General features: G+C 62.5%; 21 protein-coding genes. 16 read left to right on the top strand and 5 right to left on the bottom strand.

Going from position 1 to position 24,068, the window contains the following annotated elements:
• The 4 genes from JFT85_RS26505 to JFT85_RS26490 all read left to right on the top strand — a co-directional run bounded on the left by JFT85_RS26505 (position 1) and on the right by JFT85_RS26490 (position 4,946).
• A complete protein-coding gene (locus JFT85_RS26505) occupies positions 1-1,059 on the top strand; it encodes an alpha-ketoacid dehydrogenase subunit beta (protein WP_053256985.1) in 1,059 nt (352 codons plus the stop codon).
• Complete coding sequence (locus JFT85_RS26500) at positions 1,060-2,319, top strand: dihydrolipoamide acetyltransferase family protein (protein WP_069551260.1); 1,260 nt, start codon at positions 1,060-1,062, stop codon at positions 2,317-2,319.
• Positions 2,320-2,322: 3 nt separating this feature from the next.
• Positions 2,323-3,702, top strand: a complete 1,380-nt coding sequence (gene lpdA / locus JFT85_RS26495; RefSeq protein WP_053256987.1) for a dihydrolipoyl dehydrogenase — start codon at positions 2,323-2,325, stop codon at positions 3,700-3,702.
• 224 nt (positions 3,703-3,926) lie between these two features.
• Positions 3,927-4,946 carry a branched-chain amino acid aminotransferase gene (locus JFT85_RS26490; protein ID WP_201230706.1) on the top strand — a complete coding sequence of 340 codons (1,020 nt, stop codon included), beginning with the start codon at positions 3,927-3,929 and terminating at the stop codon, positions 4,944-4,946.
• A gap of 127 nt (positions 4,947-5,073) precedes the next feature.
• On the opposite strand, the gene JFT85_RS26485 is transcribed toward JFT85_RS26490, so the two are convergent.
• The 5 genes from JFT85_RS26485 to JFT85_RS26465 form a co-directional block, all read right to left on the bottom strand.
• The gene (locus JFT85_RS26485; RefSeq protein ID WP_083272159.1) at positions 5,074-5,967 is read right to left on the bottom strand and encodes a GNAT family acetyltransferase; all 894 of its coding nucleotides are present in this window, start codon (positions 5,965-5,967) and stop codon (positions 5,074-5,076) included.
• 42 nt (positions 5,968-6,009) lie between these two features.
• Positions 6,010-6,843, bottom strand: a complete 834-nt coding sequence (locus JFT85_RS26480; RefSeq protein ID WP_053256989.1) for a TIGR03915 family putative DNA repair protein — start codon at positions 6,841-6,843, stop codon at positions 6,010-6,012.
• Positions 6,840-8,060, bottom strand: a complete 1,221-nt coding sequence (locus JFT85_RS26475; protein ID WP_053256990.1) for a putative DNA modification/repair radical SAM protein — start codon at positions 8,058-8,060, stop codon at positions 6,840-6,842. Before JFT85_RS26475 ends, JFT85_RS26480 begins: the two co-directional genes overlap by 4 nt.
• A gap of 66 nt (positions 8,061-8,126) precedes the next feature.
• Positions 8,127-9,464: a lysine N(6)-hydroxylase/L-ornithine N(5)-oxygenase family protein gene (locus JFT85_RS26470; RefSeq protein ID WP_053256991.1), complete on the bottom strand. Its 1,338-nt coding sequence runs from the start codon at positions 9,462-9,464 to the stop codon at positions 8,127-8,129.
• Between the two features lie 119 nt (positions 9,465-9,583).
• Positions 9,584-10,066, bottom strand: a complete 483-nt coding sequence (locus JFT85_RS26465; protein ID WP_053256992.1) for a sigma-70 family RNA polymerase sigma factor — start codon at positions 10,064-10,066, stop codon at positions 9,584-9,586.
• Between the two features lie 256 nt (positions 10,067-10,322).
• Between JFT85_RS26465 and JFT85_RS26460 the strand changes: the two genes are divergently transcribed.
• The 12 genes from JFT85_RS26460 (at position 10,323) to JFT85_RS26405 (ending at position 24,041) form a co-directional block, all read left to right on the top strand.
• A complete protein-coding gene (locus tag JFT85_RS26460) occupies positions 10,323-11,495 on the top strand; it encodes an efflux RND transporter periplasmic adaptor subunit (protein ID WP_201230704.1) in 1,173 nt (390 codons plus the stop codon).
• 1 nt (position 11,496) lies between these two features.
• A complete protein-coding gene (locus tag JFT85_RS26455; RefSeq protein WP_201230938.1) occupies positions 11,497-13,470 on the top strand; it encodes a MacB family efflux pump subunit in 1,974 nt (657 codons plus the stop codon).
• Entirely contained in the window at positions 13,463-14,878 is a 1,416-nt protein-coding gene (locus tag JFT85_RS26450; protein ID WP_201230702.1) for an efflux transporter outer membrane subunit, read from the top strand. Before JFT85_RS26455 ends, JFT85_RS26450 begins: the two co-directional genes overlap by 8 nt.
• Before the next feature lie 103 nt (positions 14,879-14,981).
• Positions 14,982-15,737, top strand: coding sequence for an alpha/beta fold hydrolase (locus JFT85_RS26445; RefSeq protein ID WP_078826903.1), 756 nt, complete (start codon positions 14,982-14,984; stop codon positions 15,735-15,737).
• A 109-nt stretch (positions 15,738-15,846) separates the two neighbouring features.
• Positions 15,847-16,617, top strand: a complete 771-nt coding sequence (locus JFT85_RS26440) for a FadR/GntR family transcriptional regulator (protein WP_053256996.1) — start codon at positions 15,847-15,849, stop codon at positions 16,615-16,617.
• Between the two features lie 160 nt (positions 16,618-16,777).
• Entirely contained in the window at positions 16,778-17,980 is a 1,203-nt protein-coding gene (locus JFT85_RS26435; RefSeq protein WP_053256997.1) for an ABC transporter substrate-binding protein, read from the top strand.
• A 68-nt stretch (positions 17,981-18,048) separates the two neighbouring features.
• Complete coding sequence (locus JFT85_RS26430; protein WP_078826904.1) at positions 18,049-18,909, top strand: branched-chain amino acid ABC transporter permease; 861 nt, start codon at positions 18,049-18,051, stop codon at positions 18,907-18,909.
• Position 18,910: 1 nt separating this feature from the next.
• On the top strand, positions 18,911-19,921 hold the full coding sequence (locus JFT85_RS26425) for a branched-chain amino acid ABC transporter permease (protein WP_053256998.1): 1,011 nt from the start codon (positions 18,911-18,913) through the stop codon (positions 19,919-19,921).
• The gene (locus tag JFT85_RS26420; RefSeq protein ID WP_073637841.1) at positions 19,918-20,667 is read left to right on the top strand and encodes an ABC transporter ATP-binding protein; all 750 of its coding nucleotides are present in this window, start codon (positions 19,918-19,920) and stop codon (positions 20,665-20,667) included. The genes JFT85_RS26425 and JFT85_RS26420 overlap by 4 nt, the downstream gene beginning before the upstream one ends.
• On the top strand, positions 20,667-21,362 hold the full coding sequence (locus tag JFT85_RS26415; protein ID WP_053257000.1) for an ABC transporter ATP-binding protein: 696 nt from the start codon (positions 20,667-20,669) through the stop codon (positions 21,360-21,362). Before JFT85_RS26420 ends, JFT85_RS26415 begins: the two co-directional genes overlap by 1 nt.
• 13 nt (positions 21,363-21,375) lie before the next feature.
• On the top strand, positions 21,376-22,644 hold the full coding sequence (locus JFT85_RS26410; protein WP_069551268.1) for a Zn-dependent hydrolase: 1,269 nt from the start codon (positions 21,376-21,378) through the stop codon (positions 22,642-22,644).
• Positions 22,641-24,041 carry an amidase gene (locus tag JFT85_RS26405; protein ID WP_201230701.1) on the top strand — a complete coding sequence of 467 codons (1,401 nt, stop codon included), beginning with the start codon at positions 22,641-22,643 and terminating at the stop codon, positions 24,039-24,041. Before JFT85_RS26410 ends, JFT85_RS26405 begins: the two co-directional genes overlap by 4 nt.
• The last annotated feature ends 27 nt before the right edge of the window (positions 24,042-24,068 follow it).

Here is a 24,068-nt window from a genome sequence, read left to right as displayed (position 1 = left end):
ATGAACGATCACAACAACAGTATTGAACTGGAAACTGCCATGACCACCACCACCATGACCATGATCCAGGCCCTGCGCTCGGCCATGGATGTGATGCTTGAGCGTGACGACAATGTGGTGGTATTCGGCCAGGACGTCGGTTACTTCGGCGGCGTGTTCCGTTGCACTGAAGGCTTGCAGAACAAGTACGGCAGCTCGCGGGTCTTCGACGCGCCGATCTCGGAAAGCGGCATCGTCGGCGTGGCCGTGGGCATGGGTGCCTATGGCCTGCGCCCGGTCGCGGAAATCCAGTTCGCCGATTACGTGTACCCCGCCACCGACCAGATCATCTCGGAAGCGGCGCGCCTGCGTTACCGCTCGGCCGGCCAGTTCACGGCGCCGCTGACCATGCGCATGCCTTGTGGCGGCGGCATTTATGGCGGCCAGACCCACAGCCAGAGTATCGAAGCGGTGTTCACCCAGGTCTGCGGCCTGCGCACGGTAATGCCGTCCAACCCGTATGATGCCAAGGGCCTGCTGATCGCCTCCATCGAAAACGATGACCCGGTGATCTTCCTCGAGCCTAAGCGCCTGTACAACGGCCCGTTCGATGGCCACCACGATCGCCCGGTCACGCCGTGGTCGAAACACCCGCAAGCGCAAGTGCCGGACGGTTACTACACCGTGCCGCTGGACGTGGCCGCCATCGTGCGCCCCGGCTCGGCCGTCACCGTGCTGACCTACGGCACCACGGTGTATGTGTCGCAAGTGGCCGCCGAAGAAACCGGCATCGACGCCGAAGTCATCGACCTGCGCAGCCTCTGGCCGCTCGACCTGGAAACCATCGTCAAGTCGGTGAAAAAGACCGGCCGTTGCGTGGTGGTGCATGAAGCCACCCGCACCTGCGGCTTTGGTGCCGAACTGGTAGCGCTGGTGCAAGAGCATTGCTTCCACCACTTGGAAGCGCCGATCGAACGCGTCACTGGTTGGGACACGCCCTACCCGCACGCGCAAGAGTGGGCGTATTTCCCAGGGCCGTCCCGAGTGGGCGCGGCGTTGAAACGGGTTATGGAGGTCTGAATGGGCACGCACGTTATCAAGATGCCGGACATCGGCGAAGGCATCGCAGAAGTTGAACTGTCGGTATGGCACGTGAAGGTGGGCGACCTGGTGGTTGAAGACCAGGTGCTGGCGGATGTGATGACCGACAAGGCGATGGTGGACATTCCCTCGCCGGTGCACGGCAAAGTGATTTCCCTCGGCGGCGAGCCGGGTGAAGTCATGGCCGTGGGCAGTATTTTGATCAGTATCGAAGTGGAAGGCGCAGGCAATGCCAAAGAGGCGCCGGCGGTGGCTGAGCCGGTAAAAGCAGTGCCGGCGCCGGTGGTGGAAGCCAAGCCTGCGCCAGCCGCCAGCAAACCCGCGCCGGTCGTGGCCACTCAGGCACCTGTGGCCCGTGAAGCCGACGAACGCCCACTGGCCTCCCCTGCCGTGCGCAAGCATGCGCTGGATGCCGGGATTCAGCTGCGTCTGGTCCAGGGCACTGGCCCGGCGGGGCGCATTTTGCACGAAGACCTCGAGGCGTATTTGCTTCAGGGTCCGGCAACACCCTCTGCGGCGGGCAACCCTTACGCCGAACGCAACAGCGAAGAACAGATCCCGGTGATCGGCATGCGCCGCAAGATCGCCCAGCGTATGCAGGACGCCACCCGTCGCGCCGCGCATTTCAGCTACGTGGAAGAAATCGACGTCACCGCCCTCGACGAGCTGCGCGTGCACCTCAATGAGAAACATGGCGCGACACGCGGCAAACTGACCCTGCTGCCTTTCATCGTGCGCGCCATGGTTGTGGCGCTGCGCGACTTCCCGCAGATCAACGCGCGTTACGACGACGAAAACCAGGTGATCACCCGCCTCGGCGCGGTGCATGTGGGTGTCGCCACCCAGAGCGACGTGGGCTTGATGGTGCCGGTGGTGCGCCACGCCGAAGCACGCAGCCTGTGGGGCAATGCCGAGGAAATCGCACGTTTGGCCACCGCTGCACGCAATGGCAAGGCCAGCCGGGATGAGCTGTCCGGCTCCACCATTACCTTGACCAGCCTGGGCGCGCTCGGTGGCATCGTCAGCACGCCGGTGCTGAACCTGCCGGAAGTGGCGATTGTCGGCGTCAACCGGATTGTCGAGCGGCCAATGGTCATCAAAGGCCAGATCGTGGTGCGCAAGATGATGAACCTCTCCAGCTCCTTCGATCACCGCGTGGTCGACGGCATGGATGCGGCGCAATTCATCCAGGCCATTCGCGGCCTGCTCGAACAACCCGCCAGCCTGTTTTTGGAGTAAGGCATGTCTCAGACATTGAACACGACGCTGCTGATTATCGGCGGCGGCCCTGGTGGTTATGTGGCCGCGATTCGGGCGGGCCAGCTGGGTATTCCGACTATTTTGGTAGAAGGCCAGGCGCTGGGCGGCACGTGCCTGAACATCGGCTGCATTCCGTCCAAGGCGTTGATCCATGTGGCCGAGCAGTTCCAGCAAACCGTGCACCATAGCCAGGGCTCACAGCTGGGCATCGAAGTGGATGTGCCGACCCTGGACATCCGCAAAAGCGTGGAATGGAAAGATGGCATCGTCGACCGCTTGACCACCGGCGTTGCCGCGCTGTTGAAAAAGCACAAAGTGCACGTGATTCACGGCTGGGCCAAGGTAGTCGACGGCAAAACCGTCGACGTCGGCGACCAGCGTATCCAGTGCGAACACCTGCTGCTGGCCACCGGCTCGAAAAGCGTCAACCTGCCGATGCTGCCGATTGGCGGGCCGATCATCTCCTCCACCGAAGCGCTGGCGCCTACCCGCGTGCCCAAGCGCCTGGTTGTGGTGGGTGGCGGCTATATCGGCCTGGAGCTGGGCATTGCCTACCGCAAGCTCGGCGCCGAGGTCAGTGTGGTCGAGGCGCAAGAACGTATCCTGCCCGCTTACGACGGCGAGCTGACACTGCCCGTGGCTGAATCCCTCAAACAGTTGGGGGTCAAGCTGTACCTCAAGCACAGCGTGACCGGTTTTGAGCACAACAGCCTGCAAGTGCGTGACCCGAATGGCGACACCCTGTCGCTGGAGACGGATCAGGTGCTGGTGGCCGTGGGTCGCAAACCCAACACCCAGGGCTGGAACCTCGAAGCGCTGAACCTGGACATGAACGGTGCGGCGATCAAGATCGACAGCCGTTGCCAGACCAGCATGCGCAATGTGTACGCGATCGGCGACCTGAGCGGCGAGCCGATGCTGGCGCACCGGGCCATGGCCCAGGGTGAGATGGTTGCCGAACTGATCAGTGGTAAATCGCGGGAATTCAACCCGGCGGCGATCCCGGCGGTGTGCTTTACCGACCCGGAACTGGTGGTGGTGGGCAAGACCCCGGACGAAGCCAAGGCGGCGGGCCTGGACTGTATTGTGTCGAGCTTCCCGTTTGCGGCCAATGGCCGGGCAATGACGCTGGAGTCCAAAGCCGGCTTCGTGCGCGTGGTCGCGCGGCGTGACAACCACCTGATTGTCGGCTGGCAGGCCGTGGGCGTGGGGGTATCCGAACTGTCCACGGCCTTTGGCCTGAGCCTGGAAATGGGAGCGCGCCTGGAAGATGTGGCGGGCACCATCCACGCCCACCCGACCCTCGGCGAGGCCGTGCAGGAAGCTGCGTTACGGGCCTTGGGTCACGCGCTGCACCTGTAAAAACGCGCAGAGGCCATCGCGGGCAAGCCCGACGCCCACAGGGAAATGCATTCCAGGGTGGGAGCTGGTTCGCTTGCGATAGTGGCGGATCAGCCAACACACCGGCTGAATGGCCTGCCCACCCGCTCCCACACCGGCCAAGAATGAAGTATTGTTGCGCCCATCCAGAAAAAAACCGACAAGCCTGCCTTCGACCAGGCGGTTGACCAGAGATAGAGGGTGTCATGGGTAACGAAAGCATCAATTGGGACAAATTGGGTTTTGACTACATCAAGACCGACAAGCGGTTTCTCCAAGTCTGGAAAAACGGCGAATGGCAAACAGGCACCCTGACCGACGACAACGTGCTGCACATCAGCGAGGGCTCGACGGCCCTGCACTATGGCCAGCAGTGCTTTGAAGGCCTCAAGGCCTACCGCTGCAAGGACGGCTCGATCAACCTGTTCCGTCCTGACCAGAATGCCGCGCGCATGCAGCGCAGCTGTGCCCGCCTGCTGATGCCGCACGTGCCAACCGACGCGTTCATCGACGCCTGCAAACAAGTGGTCAAGGCCAACGAGCGGTTCATCCCGCCGTACGGCAGCGGCGGCGCGCTGTACCTGCGCCCGTTCGTCATCGGCACCGGTGACAACATCGGCGTGCGTACCGCGCCGGAGTTCATCTTCTCGGTCTTCGCCATTCCGGTCGGCGCCTACTTCAAGGGCGGTTTGGTGCCACACAACTTCCAGATTTCCACCTTCGACCGCGCCGCGCCACAGGGCACCGGTGCCGCCAAAGTCGGCGGCAACTACGCGGCCAGCCTGATGCCGGGTGCCGAAGCGAAGAAATCCGGTTTCGCTGATGCGATCTACCTGGACCCGATGACCCATTCGAAAATCGAAGAAGTCGGCTCGGCCAACTTCTTCGGGATTACCCACGACAACCAGTTCATCACGCCGAAGTCGCCTTCGGTGCTGCCAGGTATCACCCGCCTGTCGCTGATCGAACTGGCCCAGTCGCGCCTGGGCTTGAAAGTGGTCGAGGGCGAAGTCTTCATCGACAAACTGGACCAGTTCAAGGAAGCCGGTGCCTGCGGCACTGCGGCGGTGATTTCGCCGATCGGCGGTATCCAGTACAACGGCAAACTGCACGTGTTCCACAGCGAAACGGAAGTGGGCCCGATCACCCAGAAGCTCTACAAAGAGCTGACCGGTGTGCAGACCGGTGACGTTGAAGCGCCGGAAGGCTGGATCGTCAAGGTCTAACAGCCCACACGCATAACCCAATGTGGGAGCGGGCTTGCTCGCGAATGCGGTCTGTCAGCACTGAATCAGGTGACTGACACTGCGCATTCGCGAGCAAGCCCGCTCCCACATTTGATCTACAGTGTTTTCAGGATTGAGCCGGGATATTCGCGGTAATCTTCTTCCCCATACTGATCCTCGGCTCCTCCCCATACCCTAACGCCTCGTAGAACCCCACCACCGCGTCATTGCCCCGCGTAATCTGCAGGTTGATCTTCATACACCCCAAGGCAGTCAACGCCTGCTCGGCATGCCGCACCAACGAAGCGCCCAGGCCTTGCCGACGATATTCACTGTGCACCGCCACCGAATACAGCCAACCTCGATGCCCGTCGTAACCTGCGAGGACAGTGCCGATCACGGCTTTTTTATCCGTCGCCACGAAGAACAGTCCATCGTTGACCGCCAGCTTCTTATCGATGGCCAGGGTGGGCAGGTTGTGGGCGGTGTCATAGCCGAAAGCCTCCTGCCACAAGGCCACCACTTGCGCACGGTGCTGACGGTCGCGATACGGCCCAATGGGATGGCGAGATAACAACGCCTTCTCCATGACCAGGGTGCGCTCGTTACCGTGATAAACATTGCGCACCGTCTGAAAACCCAGCTTGGTATAGAACGGCTCAGCGGTCAGCGAGGACGGCACACTCAATACCGTGACCCCGGCGTCACGGGCGCGCAGTTCGATTTCGATCATCAGCAGGCGGCCAATGCCCTGCCCCTGCAGTGCCGGGTTGACGAACACCGAGCGCACCACGTGGCCATCAAGCGCCGCGGTGGCGACGATCTCCACGTCCTGGATGGCCACCAGCACAACCCGCCGCTGGAGCAAGACCCGCACGGCGTCGGGGGTGAAGTGACTGGCGACCCGCGCGATCACATCCGCCGGGTAATCCCGCGCATTGCTGCTGTGCAAGGCTGCCAGGATGACCTGGCTGATCCCCTCGGCATCGACTGCCTGGGCGAGACGAACGGCGGTAGACATGATTCCTCCTGGCGGACACCGCAATAACAAACATCAGGATACCTATTTAACCGGATTCCCAATGCGCTTGCCGGGTTTCACGCCAATCATCTTCGCCTGCCCATCGCGCTGCTTCCCCGTCCGCGCTTCACTGATCAACCCTGGAATCAACTTACCCTCCGGCAAATTCTTCCAGAAACGACTCGGCAAATGCCCCTCCATCACCTTGGGGTTCAACCGTGCCGGGTTGAAAATGTGGCTGTAGTACGTCAGCCACATCGCGCTGTGAGGGTCGTCGACATTCTGTGCCAGTTGCCGCCACGCCTCAGGGCATTCCCGTTGATGAATCAACTGCTCACCGTCGTAATACACCCCGTCCAGGGGCGTGGCGATCATCCAGCGATGGCGGCCCATGCGCCCGATAAAGTGCTGGCTGGCGGATTTGAGAATGTCATGGGCCGGCTCGTGCCAGGCCACGTATTCCGGTAACGCTGCGCCCGCCTGCGCCGGCAATGCGATAAACCGCACGAACGCATGCAAGTGATGCGCTTCGCGGCTGACCTGCTTGATCCGCCGTTGCAACTCGCTGCCCAGCTTGTCACCCGCCAGCATCGCGGTGCGGTCGCCATGGCTGACCCGCCACAGCACCTCGTACAGCAAGCTCCAACGCTGGTCACCGTGATAACAGGCGGCCGACTCAAGCAGCTCCAAAAGCGCCTTGGGAATCCGCGCCTGGAACGGGCCGAGCCCTTCCGGTATCGGCTCATCGGTAGCAAACAGGTCCGCCCCTTGCGCTTCGCCCCAGCTCACCTGGCTGGGGTCGACCTGATGGCTGAGCAACCAACGCGCCTGTTCGCGCCAGGTACTGAAGAGATTGTCGCATTCCAGGCTGATCATCCCCACAAGCCCATTTGCTGTGGCTGCGGGCGGTCGCGCAATTGCTCGCGCAAAAGCACGCTGGTGCTTTCAGCCTGTTGCGGGTGGTAATCGCTGGTGATGAAAAACGGCTTGGCCTTGGCCAGTACGCAGCGCATGCGCGCCAGGTCTTCGAAACGGATCTTGCGTTCGCGGCGCAGGTCCACCAAACGCTGGGTGGTGCGCAGACCGATGCCGGGAATACGCGCAATCAAGGTCGGTTCGGCGCGATTCAGGTCCAACGGAAACACCTCGCGGTGCTCCAGGGCCCAGGCGAGTTTGGGGTCGATATCCAGCGCCAGGTGCCCGGGGCCTTCAAACAATTCATTAGCGCTGAAACCGTAGCTGCGCAGCAGGAAGTCCGCCTGATACAAACGGTGCTCGCGCATCAGTGGCGGTGCCGCCAGGGGCACGCTTTTCGGGCTGTTGGGAATAGGGCTGAACGCCGAGTAATACACACGGCGCAACTTGAAGTTGCCGTACAACGCCTCGGCGCCATGCAGGATGGTGCTGTCGTCGGTGTCATCGGCGCCGACGATCATCTGCGTGCTCTGCCCAGCCGGAGCGAAACGCGGTGCGCGCGGCTCGTTGAGGACGGTCTGTTCGCCGGTGTAGATGGTCTGCATCGCTTGCTTGATCGACACAATCTGCTTCTCCGGCGCCAGGGTTTGCAGGCTGGCATCGGTGGGCAGTTCAATATTCACACTCAACCGGTCGGCATAACGCCCGGCCTCGGCGATCAACGCCGGGTCGGCTTCGGGAATGGTCTTGAGGTGAATATAGCCGCGAAAGTCATGCTCTTCGCGCAAGAGCCTGGCGACCCGCACCAGTTGCTCCATGGTGTAGTCAGCCGAACGAATGATGCCGGAACTGAGAAACAGCCCGCTGACGCAATTACGCCGGTAGAAATCCAGGGTCAGGGTGACCACCTCCTCCGGGCTGAAACGCGCGCGGGGCACATCGCTGGAGCGGCGGTTGACGCAGTATTGGCAATCGTAGAGACAGAAGTTGGTCAGCAACACCTTGAGCAACGACACACAGCGCCCGTCCGGAGTGTAACTGTGGCAGATCCCCATGCCATCAGTGGAGCCCAGGCCCGCCTTGCCCTCGGAGCTGCGCTTGGGCGCGCCGCTGCTGGCGCAGGAAGCGTCGTACTTGGCGGCGTCGGCAAGGATGCTGAGTTTTTCGATCAACTGCATGGAGGGCTACCGATACTGGTTTTTTGTACAGTATCAGGCGGCCCTGCCTGTCACAAGTGCAGCCTGTCAGCTGGCAGTTGCCAGCAGCAAATCCTGCACCGAACGCCCCTTGCCCCGGCTGCGATCGTTTTCGTACAGCGACGCGGCAATCTCGTCGGCACGAATCGGCAATACCGAAAGCAGCGTGTCACTCAAACCATGGCTGGCCTGACTGAAACCCTGAATATAGATCCCCGCCTTGCAGCGCTCGTCCGTGACGATGCGATAGTCGCGGGCCACCTCGAAGTCGCCCATGTAGGCTTGCAGCGGCGCCAGCAGTTCGCGGTGCATCTGGCGCTCGTAGCCGGTGGCCAGGATCACTGCGTCGTAATGGCTGAGGCTGGTTTCGCCACTGGCGTTGTTGCGCAGCGTCAACTCGATGCCCAGCGGCCCGGCGCTGGCTTTTTCGACCACGGTCATGGTGCGGAAAGCCTGGCGGGCAACGCCGGAGACTTTCTGGCGGTAAAAAATACCGTAGATCCGTTCAATCAGGTCCAGGTCCACCACTGAGTAGTTGGTGTTCTGGTATTCGGCGACCAGGCGCTCACGCTCGGCGCCGACTTGCTGGAACACCAGGTCGGTAAACGCCGGTGAAAACACTTCGTTGACGAACGGGCTGTCATCGGCCGGTTTGAGCGCCGAACCGCGCAGGATCATATCGACCTGCACCGAGGCAAAACTATCATTGAGGTCGATAAAGGCTTCCGCCGCGCTCTGGCCACCACCGATGATCGCAATACGCATCGCCTTACCTTCCACGCATGGCTGCTGGGCCATGCGCGCCAGGTATTGGGAATGGTGGAACACCCGGCCGTCATCCTTGAGTGCCTTGAACGCGGGCGGCACACGCGGTGTACCACCGGCGCTGACCACCACCGAGCGGGTGGTGCGCACATGCTGCTCGCCCAGCGCATCGCGGGAGATCACACGCAACGCTTCGACGTGGTGCTGATGCAGGATTGGCTCAATGGCCAGCACTTCCTCGCCATAGCGCGCCTGGGCCTGGAACTGCCCGGCAACCCAGCGCAGGTAGTCGTTGTACTCCATGCGGCACGGGTAAAAGGTGCCCAGGTTGATGAAGTCCACCAGGCGGTCGTGGGCCTTGAGGTAGTTGACGAAGGAGTAAGGGCTGGTGGGGTTGCGCAAGGTCACCAGGTCCTTGAGGAACGAAATCTGCAGTTCACTCTGGGTCACCAGGGTATTGCCGTGCCAGCGGTAGTCGGCCTGCTTATCGAGAAACAGTGCATCCAGTTTGCCCTGGGCTTTTTCACGCTCCTGCAGGGCGATGGCCAGCGCAAGGTTCGAGGGGCCGAAACCGATCCCGATCAGGTCGTGAACCGCGGGCGAAGCAATTGCCTGTGTCATTCCAGTGTCCTCTGGATAAGCCCCTTGGCGGTGGGGCGGGAATACCTGCAAGGCCTGAACAACAGGCCGTGTGTTGATAGGAAACGAGGACAGTGAAATAAAATTTAACTAATCATTGGTCAGTGCGCATCCCACTCGCGCATGCGCACCCGGCAATGCTTCATGGCGTTGACGATGTGCTTTTCCACCAGGCTGCGGGAAATGCTCAGGTGCTCGGCGATTTGCGGGTGGGACAGGCCCTCAAGCTTGCGCAGCAGGAAGCTCTCGCGACAGGCCGCCGGCAGCTCGGCCAGGGCACGTTCGAGCATATCCAGGCGGCGCGCTTGATCGTGGCTGGCGTGGGGCGAACTGGTGGCGAAGCGTTCTTCGCTGTCCAGCACTTCCAGGGGTTCGGACTGGCGCAAGGCGTTGCGCCGATGGCCGTCGATCACCAGGTTCAGCGCAGTGCGGTATAAAAACGCCCGCGGTTGTTCAATCGGCGTGTCACTGGCGCGCTCCAGCACTCGGACATAAGCGTCATGCACCACATCCTCGGCCACCTGTCGGTTGCCCAGCTTGGCGTTGAGGAAACACACCAGCTCGCGATAGTAGTTTTCCAACATGACTCCCGACCGTCTGGGAAGACGGCATCAGATCCTTGAATGCTAAAGACGACAGCCAGCGGATAGTGGCAGTTTGAGTGCGTGCAATTTATAGTAATTCTCATCTACTTTTAAAGAAGTCTTGCATCAACGGCGGTTTTTTTTATTCGACGGAGCTGTTACGGCATATGTAAGCACCTAAATATTCGGGCGATTTTCTCGTATAACAGTCAGCTCCCCGCAACTGCGGTCCAAACTTCCTGGCTGGAACCAACGCATGAAACGCCCTCGCCCCGTCCGACGCGCTCTGCTCGCTGTCGCGTGCCTGATTCCCCTCATTGCGCTGGCCGCCTGGCAGGTGTTGCCGTCGGGCCGCGACACCCTGACCACGGTCACCGTAACGCGCGGTAACATTGAAAACAGCGTCACGGCACTCGGCACCCTGCAACCGCGCCGGTACGTCGATGTGGGCGCCCAGGCGTCCGGGCAGATCCGCAAGATCCATGTCGAAGCCGGGGATCAGGTCTCGGAAGGCCAATTGCTGGTGGAAATCGACCCCGCCACGCAGCAGGCCAAACTCGACGCCAGCCGCTACGCCATAGAAAACCTCAAGGCCCAGTTGCAGGAGCAGCAGGCTCAGCACGCGCTGGCGCGCCAGAAATACCAACGCCAGCAACGCCTGGCCGCCGGTAACGCCACCCGCGAGGAAGACGTGCAAACCGCCAGGGCCGAGCTGGACGCCACCCAGGCGCGCGTCGGGATGTTCCAGGCGCAGATCCGCCAGGCCCAGGCCAGCCTGCGCAGCGACGAGGCCGAGCTGGGCTACACGCGCATCTTCGCGCCAATGGCCGGCACCGTCGTCGCGGTGGACGCACGGGTTGGCCAGACGCTCAATGCTCAGCAACAGACGCCGCTGATCCTGCGCATCGCCAGGCTGTCGCCGATGACCGTGTGGGCCGAGGTCTCCGAAGCCGACATTGGCCACGTCAAACCCGGCATGACCGCCTACTTCACCACCCTCAGCGGCGGCAGCCGGCGCTGGACCAGCACCGTGCGCCAGATTTTGCCGATACCGCCCAAGCCGCTGAATGAAACCAGCCAGGGCAATGGCAGCCCGAACAGTACGAGCAAAACCGGCAGTGGCCGTGTGGTGCTGTACACCGTGCTGCTGGATGTGGACAACACCGATAACGCGCTGATGGCCGAAATGACCACTCAAGTGTTCTTCGTCGCCAGCCAGGTCAAGGACGTCCTCACCCTACCGGTTGCGGCCCTGCTCGGCAGTCCCGGCACCGACCAGCCGATCGCTCGGGTCGTGGCCAAAAACGGCTCCATCGAGAAACGCGCAGTACGCCTGGGTATCAGCGACCGTTTGCGGGTTGAAGTGCTGGAAGGCCTGAAGGAAGACGATCATGTGTTGATCGGCCCGGCCAACGGCAGTGGGGGTTGATTTGACCACGCCGCTGATCGAACTCAAGAACATCCGTAAATCCTATGGCGGCGGCGACAGCCCGCAGGTCGATGTATTGCGCGGGATCGACCTGTCGATCCATGCCGGGGAATTCGTCGCCATCGTCGGCGCTTCCGGCTCCGGCAAATCCACCTTGATGAATATCCTCGGCTGCCTCGACCGCCCCACGGAAGGCGAATACCGGTTCGCCGGGGAAAACGTCGCACACCTGGGCAGCGACGAACTGGCCTGGCTTCGCCGAGAAGCCTTTGGGTTTGTGTTCCAGGGTTACCACTTGATCCCTTCGGGCTCGGCCCAGGAAAACGTCGAGATGCCGGCGATCTATGCCGGTATCAGTGCCGCCGAACGCCACGCCCGCGCCAAGGCCCTGCTCACCCGCCTGGGCCTGGCCGATCACACCGCCAACTGCCCGCACCAACTCTCCGGCGGCCAGCAACAACGCGTGTCGATTGCCCGCGCGTTAATGAACGGCGGGCATATCATCCTCGCCGATGAACCCACCGGCGCGCTCGACAGCCACAGTGGCGCCGAAGTAATGGCCCTGCTCGACGAGCTGGCGAGCCAGGGCCACGTGGTCATCCTGATTACCCACGACCGCGAAGTCGCGGCGCGGGCCAACCGCATCATCGAAATTCGCGACGGCCTGATCATCCGCGATTCGGCGCTGAGTGAAACCCATGTGCCCGTCACGGCCAACCGCGACGCGCTGCAAGCCGTAGACCTGCGCCAGCGCCTCGCCGACGGCGCCGAACATAACGGCGCCTGGAAAGCCGAACTGATCGACGCCGTGCTGGCGGCCTGGCGGGTCATGTGGATCAACCGGTTCCGTACTGCGCTGACGCTGCTGGGGATCATCATCGGCGTGGCGTCGGTGGTGGTGATGCTGGCGGTGGGCGAAGGCAGCAAACGCCAGGTGATGGCACAGATGGGCGCGTTCGGCTCCAACATCATCTACCTCAGTGGCTCTTCGCCCAACCCGCGCACCCCGATGGGGATTGTGACCCTCAACGATGTGGCGGCCCTGGCGACGCTGCCGCAGGTCAAGCGCATCATGCCCGTCAACGGCAACTATGCCGGTGTGCGTTTTGGCAATGTCGACTACATGGCTTATGTCGGTGGCAATGACACCAACTTTCCCGAGATCTTCAACTGGCCGGTGGTCGAGGGCAGCTACTTCACCGAGGCCGACGAGCGCTCCGGGGCAACGGTGGCCGTGATCGGTCACCGTGTACGCGAAAAGCTGTTCAAGGGCGTCATCAACCCCATCGGCCAATACATTCTGATAGAAAACGTGCCATTCCAGGTGATTGGCGTGCTGGCGGAAAAAGGCTCCAGCTCCGGTTTGCAAGACAGCGACGACCGTGTTGCCATCCCCTACACCGCCGCCAGCGTGCGCCTGTTGGGCAGCTATAACCCCGAATACGTGGTGATTGCCGCTGCGGATGCACGCAAGGTGCACGAGGCGGAACTGGCCATCGATCAACTGATGCAAACACTGCACAACAACAAGCGCGACTACCACCTGACCAATGACGCGGCGATGATCCAGGCCGAGGCACGCACGCAAAATACGCTGTCGCTGATGCTCGGTTCGATTGCCGCGATTTCCCTGTTGGTGGGCGGGATTGGTGTGATGAATATCATGCTGATGACCGTGCGCGAGCGTACTCGCGAAATAGGCATCCGCATGGCCACCGGTGCGCGCCAGCGTGACATCCTGCGCCAGTTCCTTACCGAGGCGGTGATGCTCTCGGTCGTCGGCGGCCTGTTCGGCATTGCCCTGGCATTGCTGGTGGGCGGCGTGCTGATGCTGGCAGAAGTCGCCGTGCAGTTTTCCCTGGTGGCAGTACTCGGCGCATTTGGCTGTGCACTGGTCACCGGTGTCGCATTCGGCTTCATGCCGGCCCGTAAAGCTGCCCGGCTCGATCCGGTTAAGGCCTTGACCAGTGAATAAACGACTCATCACACCGCACCTGTCGGTCCTTGGCCTGTGCCTGTTGCTCAACGCCTGCGCAGGCACTCCTCACGGCGTCGACAGCAGCATAGCGCCGCCGCGGGCGTGGCAATATGCCGAGCGGGAGGCAACGCAGGCGACCAACCAGCGCTGGTGGACACACTTCGGCAGCCCGCCACTCAACCGCTTGGTCGACCAGGCTCGCCGTGACAGTTATGACGTGGCCGCCGCCATGGCACGGGTGCGCCAGGCCCAGGCGAGTGCGGTCATTGCCGGGGCACCGTTGTTACCCGAAGTGAACTTCAACCTCACCGCCAGCCGCGAAAAACTCCTGCACGGCAGCGGCAACGCATCGCTGGATGCCACAGCAAGCAACAAAACCGTCGACAGCTTTGGCACCAACCTCACCGCCAGTTATGAAGTGGACTTCTGGGGCGGGCGCGCCGCCGCTCGCGACAGTGCGCTGCAAAGCCTGCGAGCGAGTGAGTTCGACCAGGCCACGGTCGAGCTGACCCTGCTCAGCAACGTCGCCGACCGCTATGCGCAAACGCTTGCTGCTCGCCAACGCCAACAGATCGCCGAGCTGAACCTGGCGAATGCCCGCCATGTGCTCGACCTCGTGCAAACCCGCTACGATGCGGGCTCCGCCACCGCACTGGAACTGGCGCAACAAAAGAGTCTGGTGGCCAGCCAGCAACGCCAGTTGCCGCTGATTCAACAAGTGGCCGAAGAATCGTTGATCACCCTTGCAGCCCTTCTTGGCCAGCCGGTCCAGGCCCTGGACCTGGGCACCGAGTCGTTCCAGGCGCTGACCTGGCCGGTGATTGGCCCGGGCGTGCCCAGCCAACTGCTTAGCCGCCGCCCCGACCTGGCCCAGGCCGAGGCACAGCTGGCTGCGGCAAGTGCCGATGTAAGAGTGGCCCGTGCGGCGATGCTGCCCACCGTGACCCTGGGCGCCACGCTCGGTTCGGGTTCCTACAAGGCCGCCGATCTGCTGCGCAGCCCGTTCTACAACCTGACCTCGGGCCTGGTGGCGCCGATCTTCAATAATGGCCGTTTAAGCGCTGAACGCGACAAGGCGCGTGCGCGGCAGGACGAACTGCTGCAAACCTATCGCGGCGCGATCATCAACGGCTTTGCCGATGTGGAGAAATCCCTCAGCAGCATCACCCACCTGGACCAGCAGCGCGAATGGCAGACCGAGGAATTGCAACAGGCCCAGACTGCCTTCAGGATCGCCGAAAGCCGCTACCAGGCCGGCGCGGAAGACCTGCTGACTGTGCTCGAAACCCAACGCACGCTGTACGCGGCCCAGGACGCGAATGTGCAACTGCGACTGTCACGGCTGCAAGCCAGCATTGCGCTGTACAAAGCCCTGGGCGGCGGCTGGGAGGCCAAGTCCCAATAACAAAACTCCACATTCCTACACAAAGCGTTTATCCAACCTACATTCTTTGACCCAAGGTCCTTGGTAAAAAAGCCGCCTTCAAACGGCTGCCCGGAACCTCTTGATGAAACCCAGCGTTCTTGTAAGAAGCCTGGTGTGCGTCTGCCTCTGGCTGATAGCAAGCCGGGCGCTTACCGCGCCACTGATTGCGCCCAGCGCAATTGACTGGCTGCTGGACTGCCCCTTCCCCGCCTTCGAACGGCCGGACCCCGAGGTTCTGGACCGAACTCAATGCGGCAGGGTAAACGTGCCTCGCGACTATGCCGCCCCCCAGCGTGGCAATGTGCTCCTATCGCTGACCCGTGTCGGCGCACGGCAGCCGCTGAGCCGTGAGGGCATGGTGTTCATCCAATCGGGTGAACCGCAAAAGGGTCAAGGCACGACCTTCGCCGTCCATTTGGTCAGCCGCTGGGAGTCCTACGCCACCCAGGCCTATCGCACACTGGTCAACCGTTATGACGTCATCGAATTGAGCGCCCGCGACCTCAGCCAACCCAACGGGGTCGAGCAGGCCGCACGTGATATGGAGTTTGTGCGCGCGCAATTGGGCGACACACAGCTCAACTACCTGGGCAATGCTGAAGGCACCCGGGTCGGTGGGCGATATGCCGCGCTGTTTCCGGAACGCGTTGCACGCATGGTGCTGGTTAACGTCGAGGACCGTGAACCGGCCGCGTCCGGTGTCGAGCAACTGTTGCTCAAGGAGTCGGCTCGCGCCGTCGCCGCCGGGTGCGTCAAACGGTGGGTGGGTGATTTTCTGGTGTCCGGCACACAGCCGCCGCCTTCGACGCGCTGCCTCGACTTGGGTAACTGGGAATAGCCACCGTGTTTACGACCTGTTCGCGCCGAAAACGACACACTGCGTTGACGCTCTCGCTCAATCGTTATTAAGTGCTATTAATCCGCATTAATAGGATCAATAGACCGCCATGCTCAGCCGTCCGCTACGACGCAAACGCCAGAAGCTCTCCGACGTGATTGTCGAGTCGGTCAAGCGCTCCATCGTCACCGATGCCCTGAAGCCAGGCGACCGCCTGCCCACCGAACGCGAGCTGATGGAAAGCTTCCAGTGCTCCAAAGGCTCGGCGCGTGAAGCGCTCAAGGCACTCGAAGTGGAAGGCCTGGTGAGCACGCGCACCGGGCCCAGTGGCGGCGCTTACTTGAATCAGGCCGGTACCGAACCGGCAAGCCGCGCCTTGCGCAACTACCTGCACTTCCAGCACCTGGATGGCGAGCAGGTGTACCAACTGCGCAAGGTTATCGAGGTGGAACTGGCCGTGTCAGTGCTCGGGCGTTTGAGCGAAGACGACTATCAGGCCCTGCAAGACAACGTCGATTTTTGCAGTGCACCGGAAGACAGCGAAGCCGGCCAACGTGAACAGCGTCTGGCCGAACTCGAGTTCCACAACCTGCTGGCCAAGGCGTGCCCCAACCCGTTGTTAAGCTTTATGGCGCAATTTCTTAACGACCTGCTGCGCGATCTGGTGGTGCTGAAAAAAGCCTACAAACCCAAGCGCAAGCAGTTCGACGCGGCCAACCTCGACTACCACAAGCAGTTGCTGCTCGCCTTCCGCGCCGAGGACGAACGCGCGGTGCGCAGCTTGATGCACGAGCACATGTGCGATGCCGAACACCATATGACCGCCCTTGAAGGCGAGGTCAGCCCGCACTTTTTGCTGGAGTTTGATCACAACCACTGAGAACACCAGCAATCACCCTGTGCAAACCCAGCGCCCACACTTGACCGAGCTTCAACCGTCGGACCGTTTCACCCAACTCAATAACAGGCCTGCCCACAGGCCCTGCTCCACCGTATCGCCATTGCCGCTCCTGCCAATAACTAAACCAGGGAGTCACCCCATGCAGCGTCGTACGTTGTTGAAAGCCAGCCTTACCGCCGCCGCCGCGCTCAGCCTTCCGTTGAGTGTGCGCTCTGCATTCGCCGCCGAGCCGTTTACCTTTTACGGCCTCAAGTCCATGTCCGGCGCCTTTGCCAGCTATGGCAAGTTTGCCGACATGGGTTCGCGCCTGGCGGTAGAGCAGCACCCCGAGATCCTCGGCCGCCCACTGAACTACAAAGTCATCGACACCGAAGGCAACGCCGGCAAGGCGGTGCGCAAGGTCCAGGAGGCGATCCAGCAGGATGGCGCACGGTTCTTCCAGGGCTGCACGCTGTCGTCATCGGCATTGGCGGTGGCCAAGGAAGTCGACAAGGTCGGCGGCGTCTTCATGACCCCGGTGGGCGCCGATGAAGTCACCGGCAAGGACTGCAACAAGGCCACCTTCCGCTGGTCGGTGCCGACCTACGGCGCGATCCGCGAAACCATTGTGCCGTTGATCAAGCTGCTGCCGGACGCCAAGCGCTGGTACACGATCACCCCGCAATATGTATTCGGCGAAGCCTTGCTCGAAGGCGCGAAAACCGTGCTCAAGGACCACGGTCTGGAACACGTCGGCAACAGCTATCACTCTTTGCAGGAGCAAGAGTTCTCCGGCTACCTGACCAATGCCATCGCGGCCAAGCCCGATGTGCTGGTCCTGCTCAACTTCGGCAGCCAGTCATCCAACACCCTGCGCCAGGCGGTGAACTTCGGTATCAAGGAGCGCATGAAAGTGCTGCTAGTGTGGTCCGCCGGCCTTGATCAGTTCCAGGAACTGGGCAGCGATGTGCTCGAAGGCGTGTACCTCGGTGCGCAGTATTGGCATCAGGTCGACAGCCCGCTCAACCGTGAACTGGTCAAGCTGACCCAGGCCAAATACGGCATCAACCCCACCTACCCGTTGGCTGCCGACTACATCAGCACCAAAGTAATGCTCGACACCATTATCGCCACCGGCAGCTTCGACGGCCCGACCGTCGCCAAGGCCCTGCAAGGCCTGAGCTTCGAAGGCCCGACCGGCAAGGAGCAAATCCGCGCCGGTGACCACCAGGTGATCAAGGACTACTACCTGATGATCGGCAAAGCCAGCGCCGAGATGGCCGACAAGGACGACCTGGCCAAGGTGCTCAGCGCCGGCCAGTCCTTCCCGCCGGTGGACGCCACGAGCTGCGTGCTCGGCTGATCCGCTGAACCATCACCGGTTGCACACGACAGGGCCGCCCCCGCGGCCAGCTGTCCGAGGGTTTCTGCATGCTGAATCTTTACCTGTTCCAGATACTCAACGGCCTTGGGCTGGGGATGATCTACTTTCTGATCGCGGTCGGGCTGACGATCATTTTCGGTCTGCTCAACTTCGTCAACTTCGCCCACGGCGCGTTTTTCCTGCTGGGCGCCTACATCTGCTACACCGCCGTGAGCCTCACCGGCAACTTCTGGCTGGCGCTGCTGATTGCGCCGCTGGTGGTGGCCGCGCTGGCCTGGGTCATCGAGCGATTATTGATCCAGCGGATTTATCACTTGCCGCACATGTTCCAGATCCTGGTGACCTTAGGGATTGCGCTGATCATCCAGGAAGCCAGCGTGATGATCTGGGGCCCGGTGGGCAAAAGCGTCGCCGTGCCGGAACTGCTGCGCGGCGTGCTGGTGGTGGGTGATTTCGTCTACCCCTACTACCGCCTGTTTCTGATCGTGTTTTCCGGGCTGGTGGGCCTGGGCCTGTGGCTGCTGCTGGAACGCACACGCTTCGGCGCCCTGGTGCGCGCGGGCAGTGAAAGCACTGAAACCGTATCGCTGCTGGGCACCAATATCTTGCGTTTGTTTTCGATGACCTTTGCCCTGGGCGTGGCCCTGGCTGGCGTGGCCGGCGTGCTGTTCGCGCCGCTGCGCGGCGCCCAACCCTTCGTCGGCCCGGAAATTCTCGGGGTCGCCTTCGTGGTGGTGGTGATCGGCGGCATGGGTTCCTTCAGCGGCGCACTGGTCGGCGGCTTGCTGGTGGGCGTGGTGCAAAGCCTGATGACCACACTCTGGCCCCAAGGCGCGAGCCTGATGATCTACGGCGCGATGGCCGTGGTGATTCTGGTGCGTCCTTACGGCCTGTTCGGGAGAGCCTGACATGAGCGAGAAAAACCCCCTGCCGTTTGCCAAGACTCAGTCCAAAGCCATGCTGCTCTGGGTACTGGCGGTGCTGATCGGCCTGCCGCTGATTTTACCGTCGGCCACCCTGGCCAGCGAAATCCTGATCTTTGCCATGGCCGCCCTGGCCTGCAACCTGTTGCTGGGCTACACCGGGCTGTTGTCGTTTGGCCAAGGCATCTTCTTCGGAGCGGGCGCCTATTGCGCAGCGCTGCTGATGATCCACCTGCAACTGGGCCTGTTCACCGCCCTGCTCGGCGCCGCCGTGGCCGGTGGTTTCCTGGCGCTGTTGGTAGGTGCCCTGGCGATCCGACGCACCGGTATTTACTTCGTGATGCTGACGCTGGCGTTCAGCCAGATGGCCTACTTCGTCGCCTACACCCTCAGCGACTGGACCGGCGGCGACAACGGCCTGCTCAGCGTGCCGCGCCCGGAAATTCGCCTCGGTGACAGCGTGCTGCTGTCGTTGAGCGACGCCCGCGCGTTCTACGGCTTTGTCGCCGTGCTGTTCCTGTTGATCTTTATCGGCGCACGCCGCGTGATCGCGTCGCCATTCGGCAGCACCTTGATGGCGATCCGCGAAAACGAAACCCGCGCCTCGGCCATCGGCTACGACACGCGCCATTTCAAGATCCTGGTGTTCGTGCTGTCCGGCGCGGTCACCGGGATTGCGGGCGCGCTGTACGCCATGCTGCTGCACTTTGTGCCGCTGTCGAATATCGACCTGGCGATGTCCGAGAACATCCTGATCATGACCATCGTCGGCGGCACCGGCTCGCTGTTTGGCTCGTTGCTGGGCGCAGGTTCCATCGTACTGCTGGGGGACTTCCTCTCCGACCTGTGGCCGCGCTGGCTGATGCTGCTCGGGGTGATTCTGATCCTGGTGGTGATCTTCATGCGTGGTGGCTTGTGGGGCGGTTTGTCGGCGCTGTTCGAACGCGTACGCGGCAGCCGCAAAACCGCCGCCGTCGTCAAGGAGGAAGGGCTATGAGCATCCTGCTGGAAACCAAAGACCTGGAACTGGCCTATGGCGCGTTCCACGCGGTGAACGGCGTTAACCTCAAGGTCGAAGCCGGCACCATCCACACCATCATCGGCCCTAATGGCGCGGGCAAGACCAGCCTGTTCCACTGCCTGACCGGCGAACGCCAGGCCACCGCCGGGGCGATTCATTTCGACGGCAAGAACCTGATGCGCAAGCCCGCTCACGCCCGTGTCGGCCTGGGCATGGCGCGCTCGTTCCAGCTCACCAGCCTGTTCCAGAACCTCAGCGTGCGCGAGAACCTGCGCCTGGCTGCACAAGGCCGCGACGGTGCCAAGGCACTGAATTTCTGGCGCCGGGTGGACAGCAAGCGCGAACACCTGGAGATGGCAGACCAGGTGCTCGAACGCCTGCAACTCACGGCCCGCGCCGGCACCCTGGCCGGCGAGTTGTCCCACGGCCAGCAGCGCGTGCTGGAGGTGGGTATGTCGATCTGCTCCAAACCAAAGCTGTTGATGCTTGACGAGCCCACCTCGGGCATGGGCATCGATGACATCCCGATCATGACCCAACTGATCAGCGACCTCGGCCGCGACCACACGGTGCTGCTGATCGAACACAACATGAGCATCGTAATGTCCATCAGCCAACGCATCACGGTGATGAGCCACGGGCAAATCCTGGTGGAAGGCACGCCGGAATTCGTGCGCGCCGATGAACGCGTGCGCACTGCTTACCTGGGAGAGGCCGCCTGATGCTGATCGTCGAGAATATCCATTCCTACTACGACAAAAGCCACGTACTCGAAGGCGTGTCGTTGACCGTCAACCCCGGCGAATTGGTCACGCTGCTGGGGCGCAATGGCGCCGGCAAGACCACCACCTTGCGCAGCATCCTGGGGATTATCTGCCCGCGTCAGGGCCAGATTCACTTCAACGGCCAGGCGCTGGTCGGGCAAAAAATCTTTGAAATCGCTCGTCAGGGCCTGGCATTGGTCCCGGAGAACCGCGGGATCTTCCGCCTGCTGACCGTCGAGGAAAACCTGCGCATCGCGGTGCGCAAGACCAGCCGCTGGCAGATGGAGGACGTGTACGGCATGTTCCCGCGCCTCAAGGAGCGCCGTAAGAACGCCGGCCACGCTCTGTCCGGTGGCGAACAACAGATGCTCGCCATCGCCCGCGCCCTGCTCAACGACCCCAAGTTGCTGATCCTCGACGAACCCACCGAAGGCCTGGCCCCGGTGATCGTCGACGAACTGGTGAAGATCCTGCGCAAGGTCAAGGACGACGGCCTGCCGGTGCTGCTGGTGGAACAGAACCTGATGGTCTGCGACAAGCTCGCCGACCGCCATTACGTGCTCGAACAGGGCCGCGTGGTGTACGAAGGCAGCGCCGCCGCCTTCCGTGCCGACCCGACGATCAAGAACCGCTACCTGGCCCTGAGTGCCTGACCGGAGATTGCACATGAACAGTTTTGCGCACCCCCTCAAGAGCAACGCCCCGCTGATCAACCGCGACCGCCTGTGGCAATCGTTGATGGACCTCGCCCAGCTCGGCGCCACCGTCAAAGGCGGCGTGTGCCGCCTGGCGCTCACCGACCTCGACCGCCAGGCCCGCGACCTGTTCGTGCAATGGTGCGAGGCGGCCGGGTGCAGCGTCAGTGTCGACGCCATCGGGAATATCTTTGCACGCCGCGCCGGGCGTAACCCCGCCCTGCCCCCGGTCATGACCGGCAGCCATATCGACACCCAACCTACCGGCGGCAAGTTCGACGGCTGCTACGGGGTGATGGCCGGGCTGGAAGTGATCCGCACACTCAATGACTTGCAGTTGGAGACGCAAGCGCCGATCGAAGTGGTGGTGTGGACCAACGAAGAGGGCTCGCGTTTCCCGCCGTGCATGATGGGCTCCGGGGTGTTTGCCGGTAAGTTCGACGTGCAGGACACCCTCGCCAAACTCGACGACCAGGGCCTGTCGGTGGGCGCCGAACTGCAGCGCATCGGCTATGCCGGTTCGCGTGCGGTGCTCGGCCACCCGGTGGGGGCGTATTTCGAGGCGCATATCGAGCAGGGGCCAGTGTTGGAAGACCAGGCCACCACGATTGGCGTGGTCATGGGCTGCCTCGGCCAGAAGTGGTTCGACCTGACCCTCACCGGCGTTGAAGCCCACGCCGGCCCCACGCCGATGCACCTGCGCAAGGACGCCCTGGTAGGGGCCGCCGAGGTGGTCAGCGCGGTCAACCGTATCGCCCATCAGCAACAGCCTCACGCCTGTGGCACCGTCGGCTGCCTGAACCTGCACCCAGGGTCGCGCAACGTGATTCCTGGCCAGGTGCACATGACCATCGACCTGCGCCACCTGCATGCCGACACCTTGCAGGCCATGGTGGATGAGGTGCGCGGCGTGATCGAAGCCACGGCCCAACGCCACGGCCTGAGTGTTGAACTGACACCCACCGCCGACTTCCCGCCACTGGACTTCGCCCCGGCCTGCGTCAACGCCGTGCGTGACGCCGCGATGACCCTGGGCTTGAGCCATATGGACATCGTCAGCGGCGCCGGGCATGACGCCATTTTCGTCGCCGAACTCGGCCCGGCCGGGATGATCTTTGTGCCGTGCGAAGGCGGCATCAGCCACAACGAAATCGAAAATGCTGCGCCGGATGACCTCGCGGCGGGCTGTGCGGTGTTGCTGCGCGCCATGGTCAACGCAGCCCAGGGGGATCTGGCATGAGTGAGATTGGCCAACTGACGGCAGTGCAACTGCTGGAGCACTTTCGGGACAAAACCCTGTCGCCGGTGGACGTCACCGAGGACGCCTTGCTGCGTATCGAACGCTACAACCCGGTGGTGAATGCCTACTGCCATGTCGACCCCGAAGGGGCATTGCAGGCTGCGCGGGCGTCGGAGCAACGCTGGCTCAAGGGCCAACCGTGCGGCGCACTCGATGGGGTGCCTGCCTCCATCAAAGACCTCACATTGACGATTGGCATGCCCACCCGCAAGGGTTCACGCACCTCCTCACCCGAAGGCCCATGGGACGTGGACGCGCCCTTCTCGGCCTTGATGCGCAGAGCCGGCGCGGTACTGCTGGGCAAGACCACCACGCCTGAATTCGGCTGGAAAGGCGTCACCGATAACCCGTTGTACGGCATCACCCGCAACCCATGGGACACCCGCACCACGGCGGGCGGCTCGTCCGGTGGCGCCGGTGCGGCGGCAGCGCTGAACCTTGGCGTGCTACACCAAGGCAGCGATGCCGGTGGCTCGATCCGAATTCCGTGCGCCTTCACCGGCACCTTCGGTATCAAGCCAACTTTTGGTTACGTACCGCAATGGCCGGCCAGCTCCATGACGATCCTGTCGCACCTGGGGCCGATGACACGCACCGTCGAAGACAGTGTGCTGATGCTGCAAACCGTCGCTCAACCGGATGCACGCGATGGCCTGATCGGCGCACCGCGCACCACCCCGTGGCTCACGCCAGGTACGCACCTCAAAGGCCTGCGAGTCGCCTACAGCCCGACCTTCGGCTACGTGGATGTTGATCCGCACGTCGCCAAGGTGGTCGCCCAAGCGGTTGAGGGCCTGGTGCAGTTGGGCGCGCATGTCGAGCAGATCGACCCGGGCTTCAGCGACCCACTGGAGGTGTTCAGCACCTTGTGGGCCGCCGGCGCCGCACGCCTGACCGGGCCGATGAGCGAGGCGCAAAAACACTTGCTGGACCCGGGTTTGCGGCGCATTGCGCAACGCGGCGAACAGCTCAGCCTCAGCGACTACAGCGCGGCCCTCGAAGCCCGCGCGGCACTGGTCGCCAGGATGGCGGCGTTCCATCAGCACTACGACGTGCTGGTCTCGCCGGTGATGCCGATCACTGCATTTGAGGCCGGGCATAACGTGCCACCGGGTTCGGGCATGCAGGAATGGATGGAGTGGACGCCGTTTACCTATCCCTTCAACCTCACGCAGCAACCGACGGCGTCAGTGCCGTGCGGGTTGACCCCGAATGGCTTGCCGGTGGGCTTGCATGTGGTGGGCGCGCGATTTGCCGATGAGCAGGTGCTGCGGGTTTGCCAGGTGTATGCCAAGGCATTCCCCACCGAACACCTTGCCGCACCGCGCCTACTCTGAACCGCAGCTTTCGACCGGGGACGGCCC

It is taken from the genome of Pseudomonas sp. TH04, from assembly GCF_016651355.1.
Taxonomy (GTDB): Bacteria; Pseudomonadota; Gammaproteobacteria; order Pseudomonadales; family Pseudomonadaceae; genus Aquipseudomonas; species Aquipseudomonas fluorescens.
This window is presented reverse-complemented; position numbering and strand designations above follow the sequence as displayed.

Excerpts from the sequence above, each read along its gene's own strand:
- JFT85_RS26505 (WP_053256985.1), top strand. The coding sequence starts at position 1 with ATGAACGATCACAACAACAGTATTGAACTGGAAACTGCCATGACCACC.
- JFT85_RS26500 (WP_069551260.1), top strand. The coding sequence starts at position 1,060 with ATGGGCACGCACGTTATCAAGATGCCGGACATCGGCGAAGGCATCGCA.
- lpdA (WP_053256987.1), top strand. The coding sequence starts at position 2,323 with ATGTCTCAGACATTGAACACGACGCTGCTGATTATCGGCGGCGGCCCT.
- JFT85_RS26490 (WP_201230706.1), top strand. The coding sequence starts at position 3,927 with ATGGGTAACGAAAGCATCAATTGGGACAAATTGGGTTTTGACTACATC.
- JFT85_RS26485 (WP_083272159.1), bottom strand. The coding sequence starts at position 5,967 with ATGTCTACCGCCGTTCGTCTCGCCCAGGCAGTCGATGCCGAGGGGATC.
- JFT85_RS26480 (WP_053256989.1), bottom strand. The coding sequence starts at position 6,843 with ATGATCAGCCTGGAATGCGACAATCTCTTCAGTACCTGGCGCGAACAG.
- JFT85_RS26475 (WP_053256990.1), bottom strand. The coding sequence starts at position 8,060 with ATGCAGTTGATCGAAAAACTCAGCATCCTTGCCGACGCCGCCAAGTAC.
- JFT85_RS26470 (WP_053256991.1), bottom strand. The coding sequence starts at position 9,464 with ATGACACAGGCAATTGCTTCGCCCGCGGTTCACGACCTGATCGGGATC.
- JFT85_RS26465 (WP_053256992.1), bottom strand. The coding sequence starts at position 10,066 with ATGTTGGAAAACTACTATCGCGAGCTGGTGTGTTTCCTCAACGCCAAG.
- JFT85_RS26460 (WP_201230704.1), top strand. The coding sequence starts at position 10,323 with ATGAAACGCCCTCGCCCCGTCCGACGCGCTCTGCTCGCTGTCGCGTGC.
- JFT85_RS26445 (WP_078826903.1), top strand. The coding sequence starts at position 14,982 with ATGAAACCCAGCGTTCTTGTAAGAAGCCTGGTGTGCGTCTGCCTCTGG.
- JFT85_RS26440 (WP_053256996.1), top strand. The coding sequence starts at position 15,847 with ATGCTCAGCCGTCCGCTACGACGCAAACGCCAGAAGCTCTCCGACGTG.
- JFT85_RS26435 (WP_053256997.1), top strand. The coding sequence starts at position 16,778 with ATGCAGCGTCGTACGTTGTTGAAAGCCAGCCTTACCGCCGCCGCCGCG.
- JFT85_RS26430 (WP_078826904.1), top strand. The coding sequence starts at position 18,049 with ATGCTGAATCTTTACCTGTTCCAGATACTCAACGGCCTTGGGCTGGGG.
- JFT85_RS26425 (WP_053256998.1), top strand. The coding sequence starts at position 18,911 with ATGAGCGAGAAAAACCCCCTGCCGTTTGCCAAGACTCAGTCCAAAGCC.
- JFT85_RS26420 (WP_073637841.1), top strand. The coding sequence starts at position 19,918 with ATGAGCATCCTGCTGGAAACCAAAGACCTGGAACTGGCCTATGGCGCG.
- JFT85_RS26415 (WP_053257000.1), top strand. The coding sequence starts at position 20,667 with ATGCTGATCGTCGAGAATATCCATTCCTACTACGACAAAAGCCACGTA.
- JFT85_RS26410 (WP_069551268.1), top strand. The coding sequence starts at position 21,376 with ATGAACAGTTTTGCGCACCCCCTCAAGAGCAACGCCCCGCTGATCAAC.
- JFT85_RS26405 (WP_201230701.1), top strand. The coding sequence starts at position 22,641 with ATGAGTGAGATTGGCCAACTGACGGCAGTGCAACTGCTGGAGCACTTT.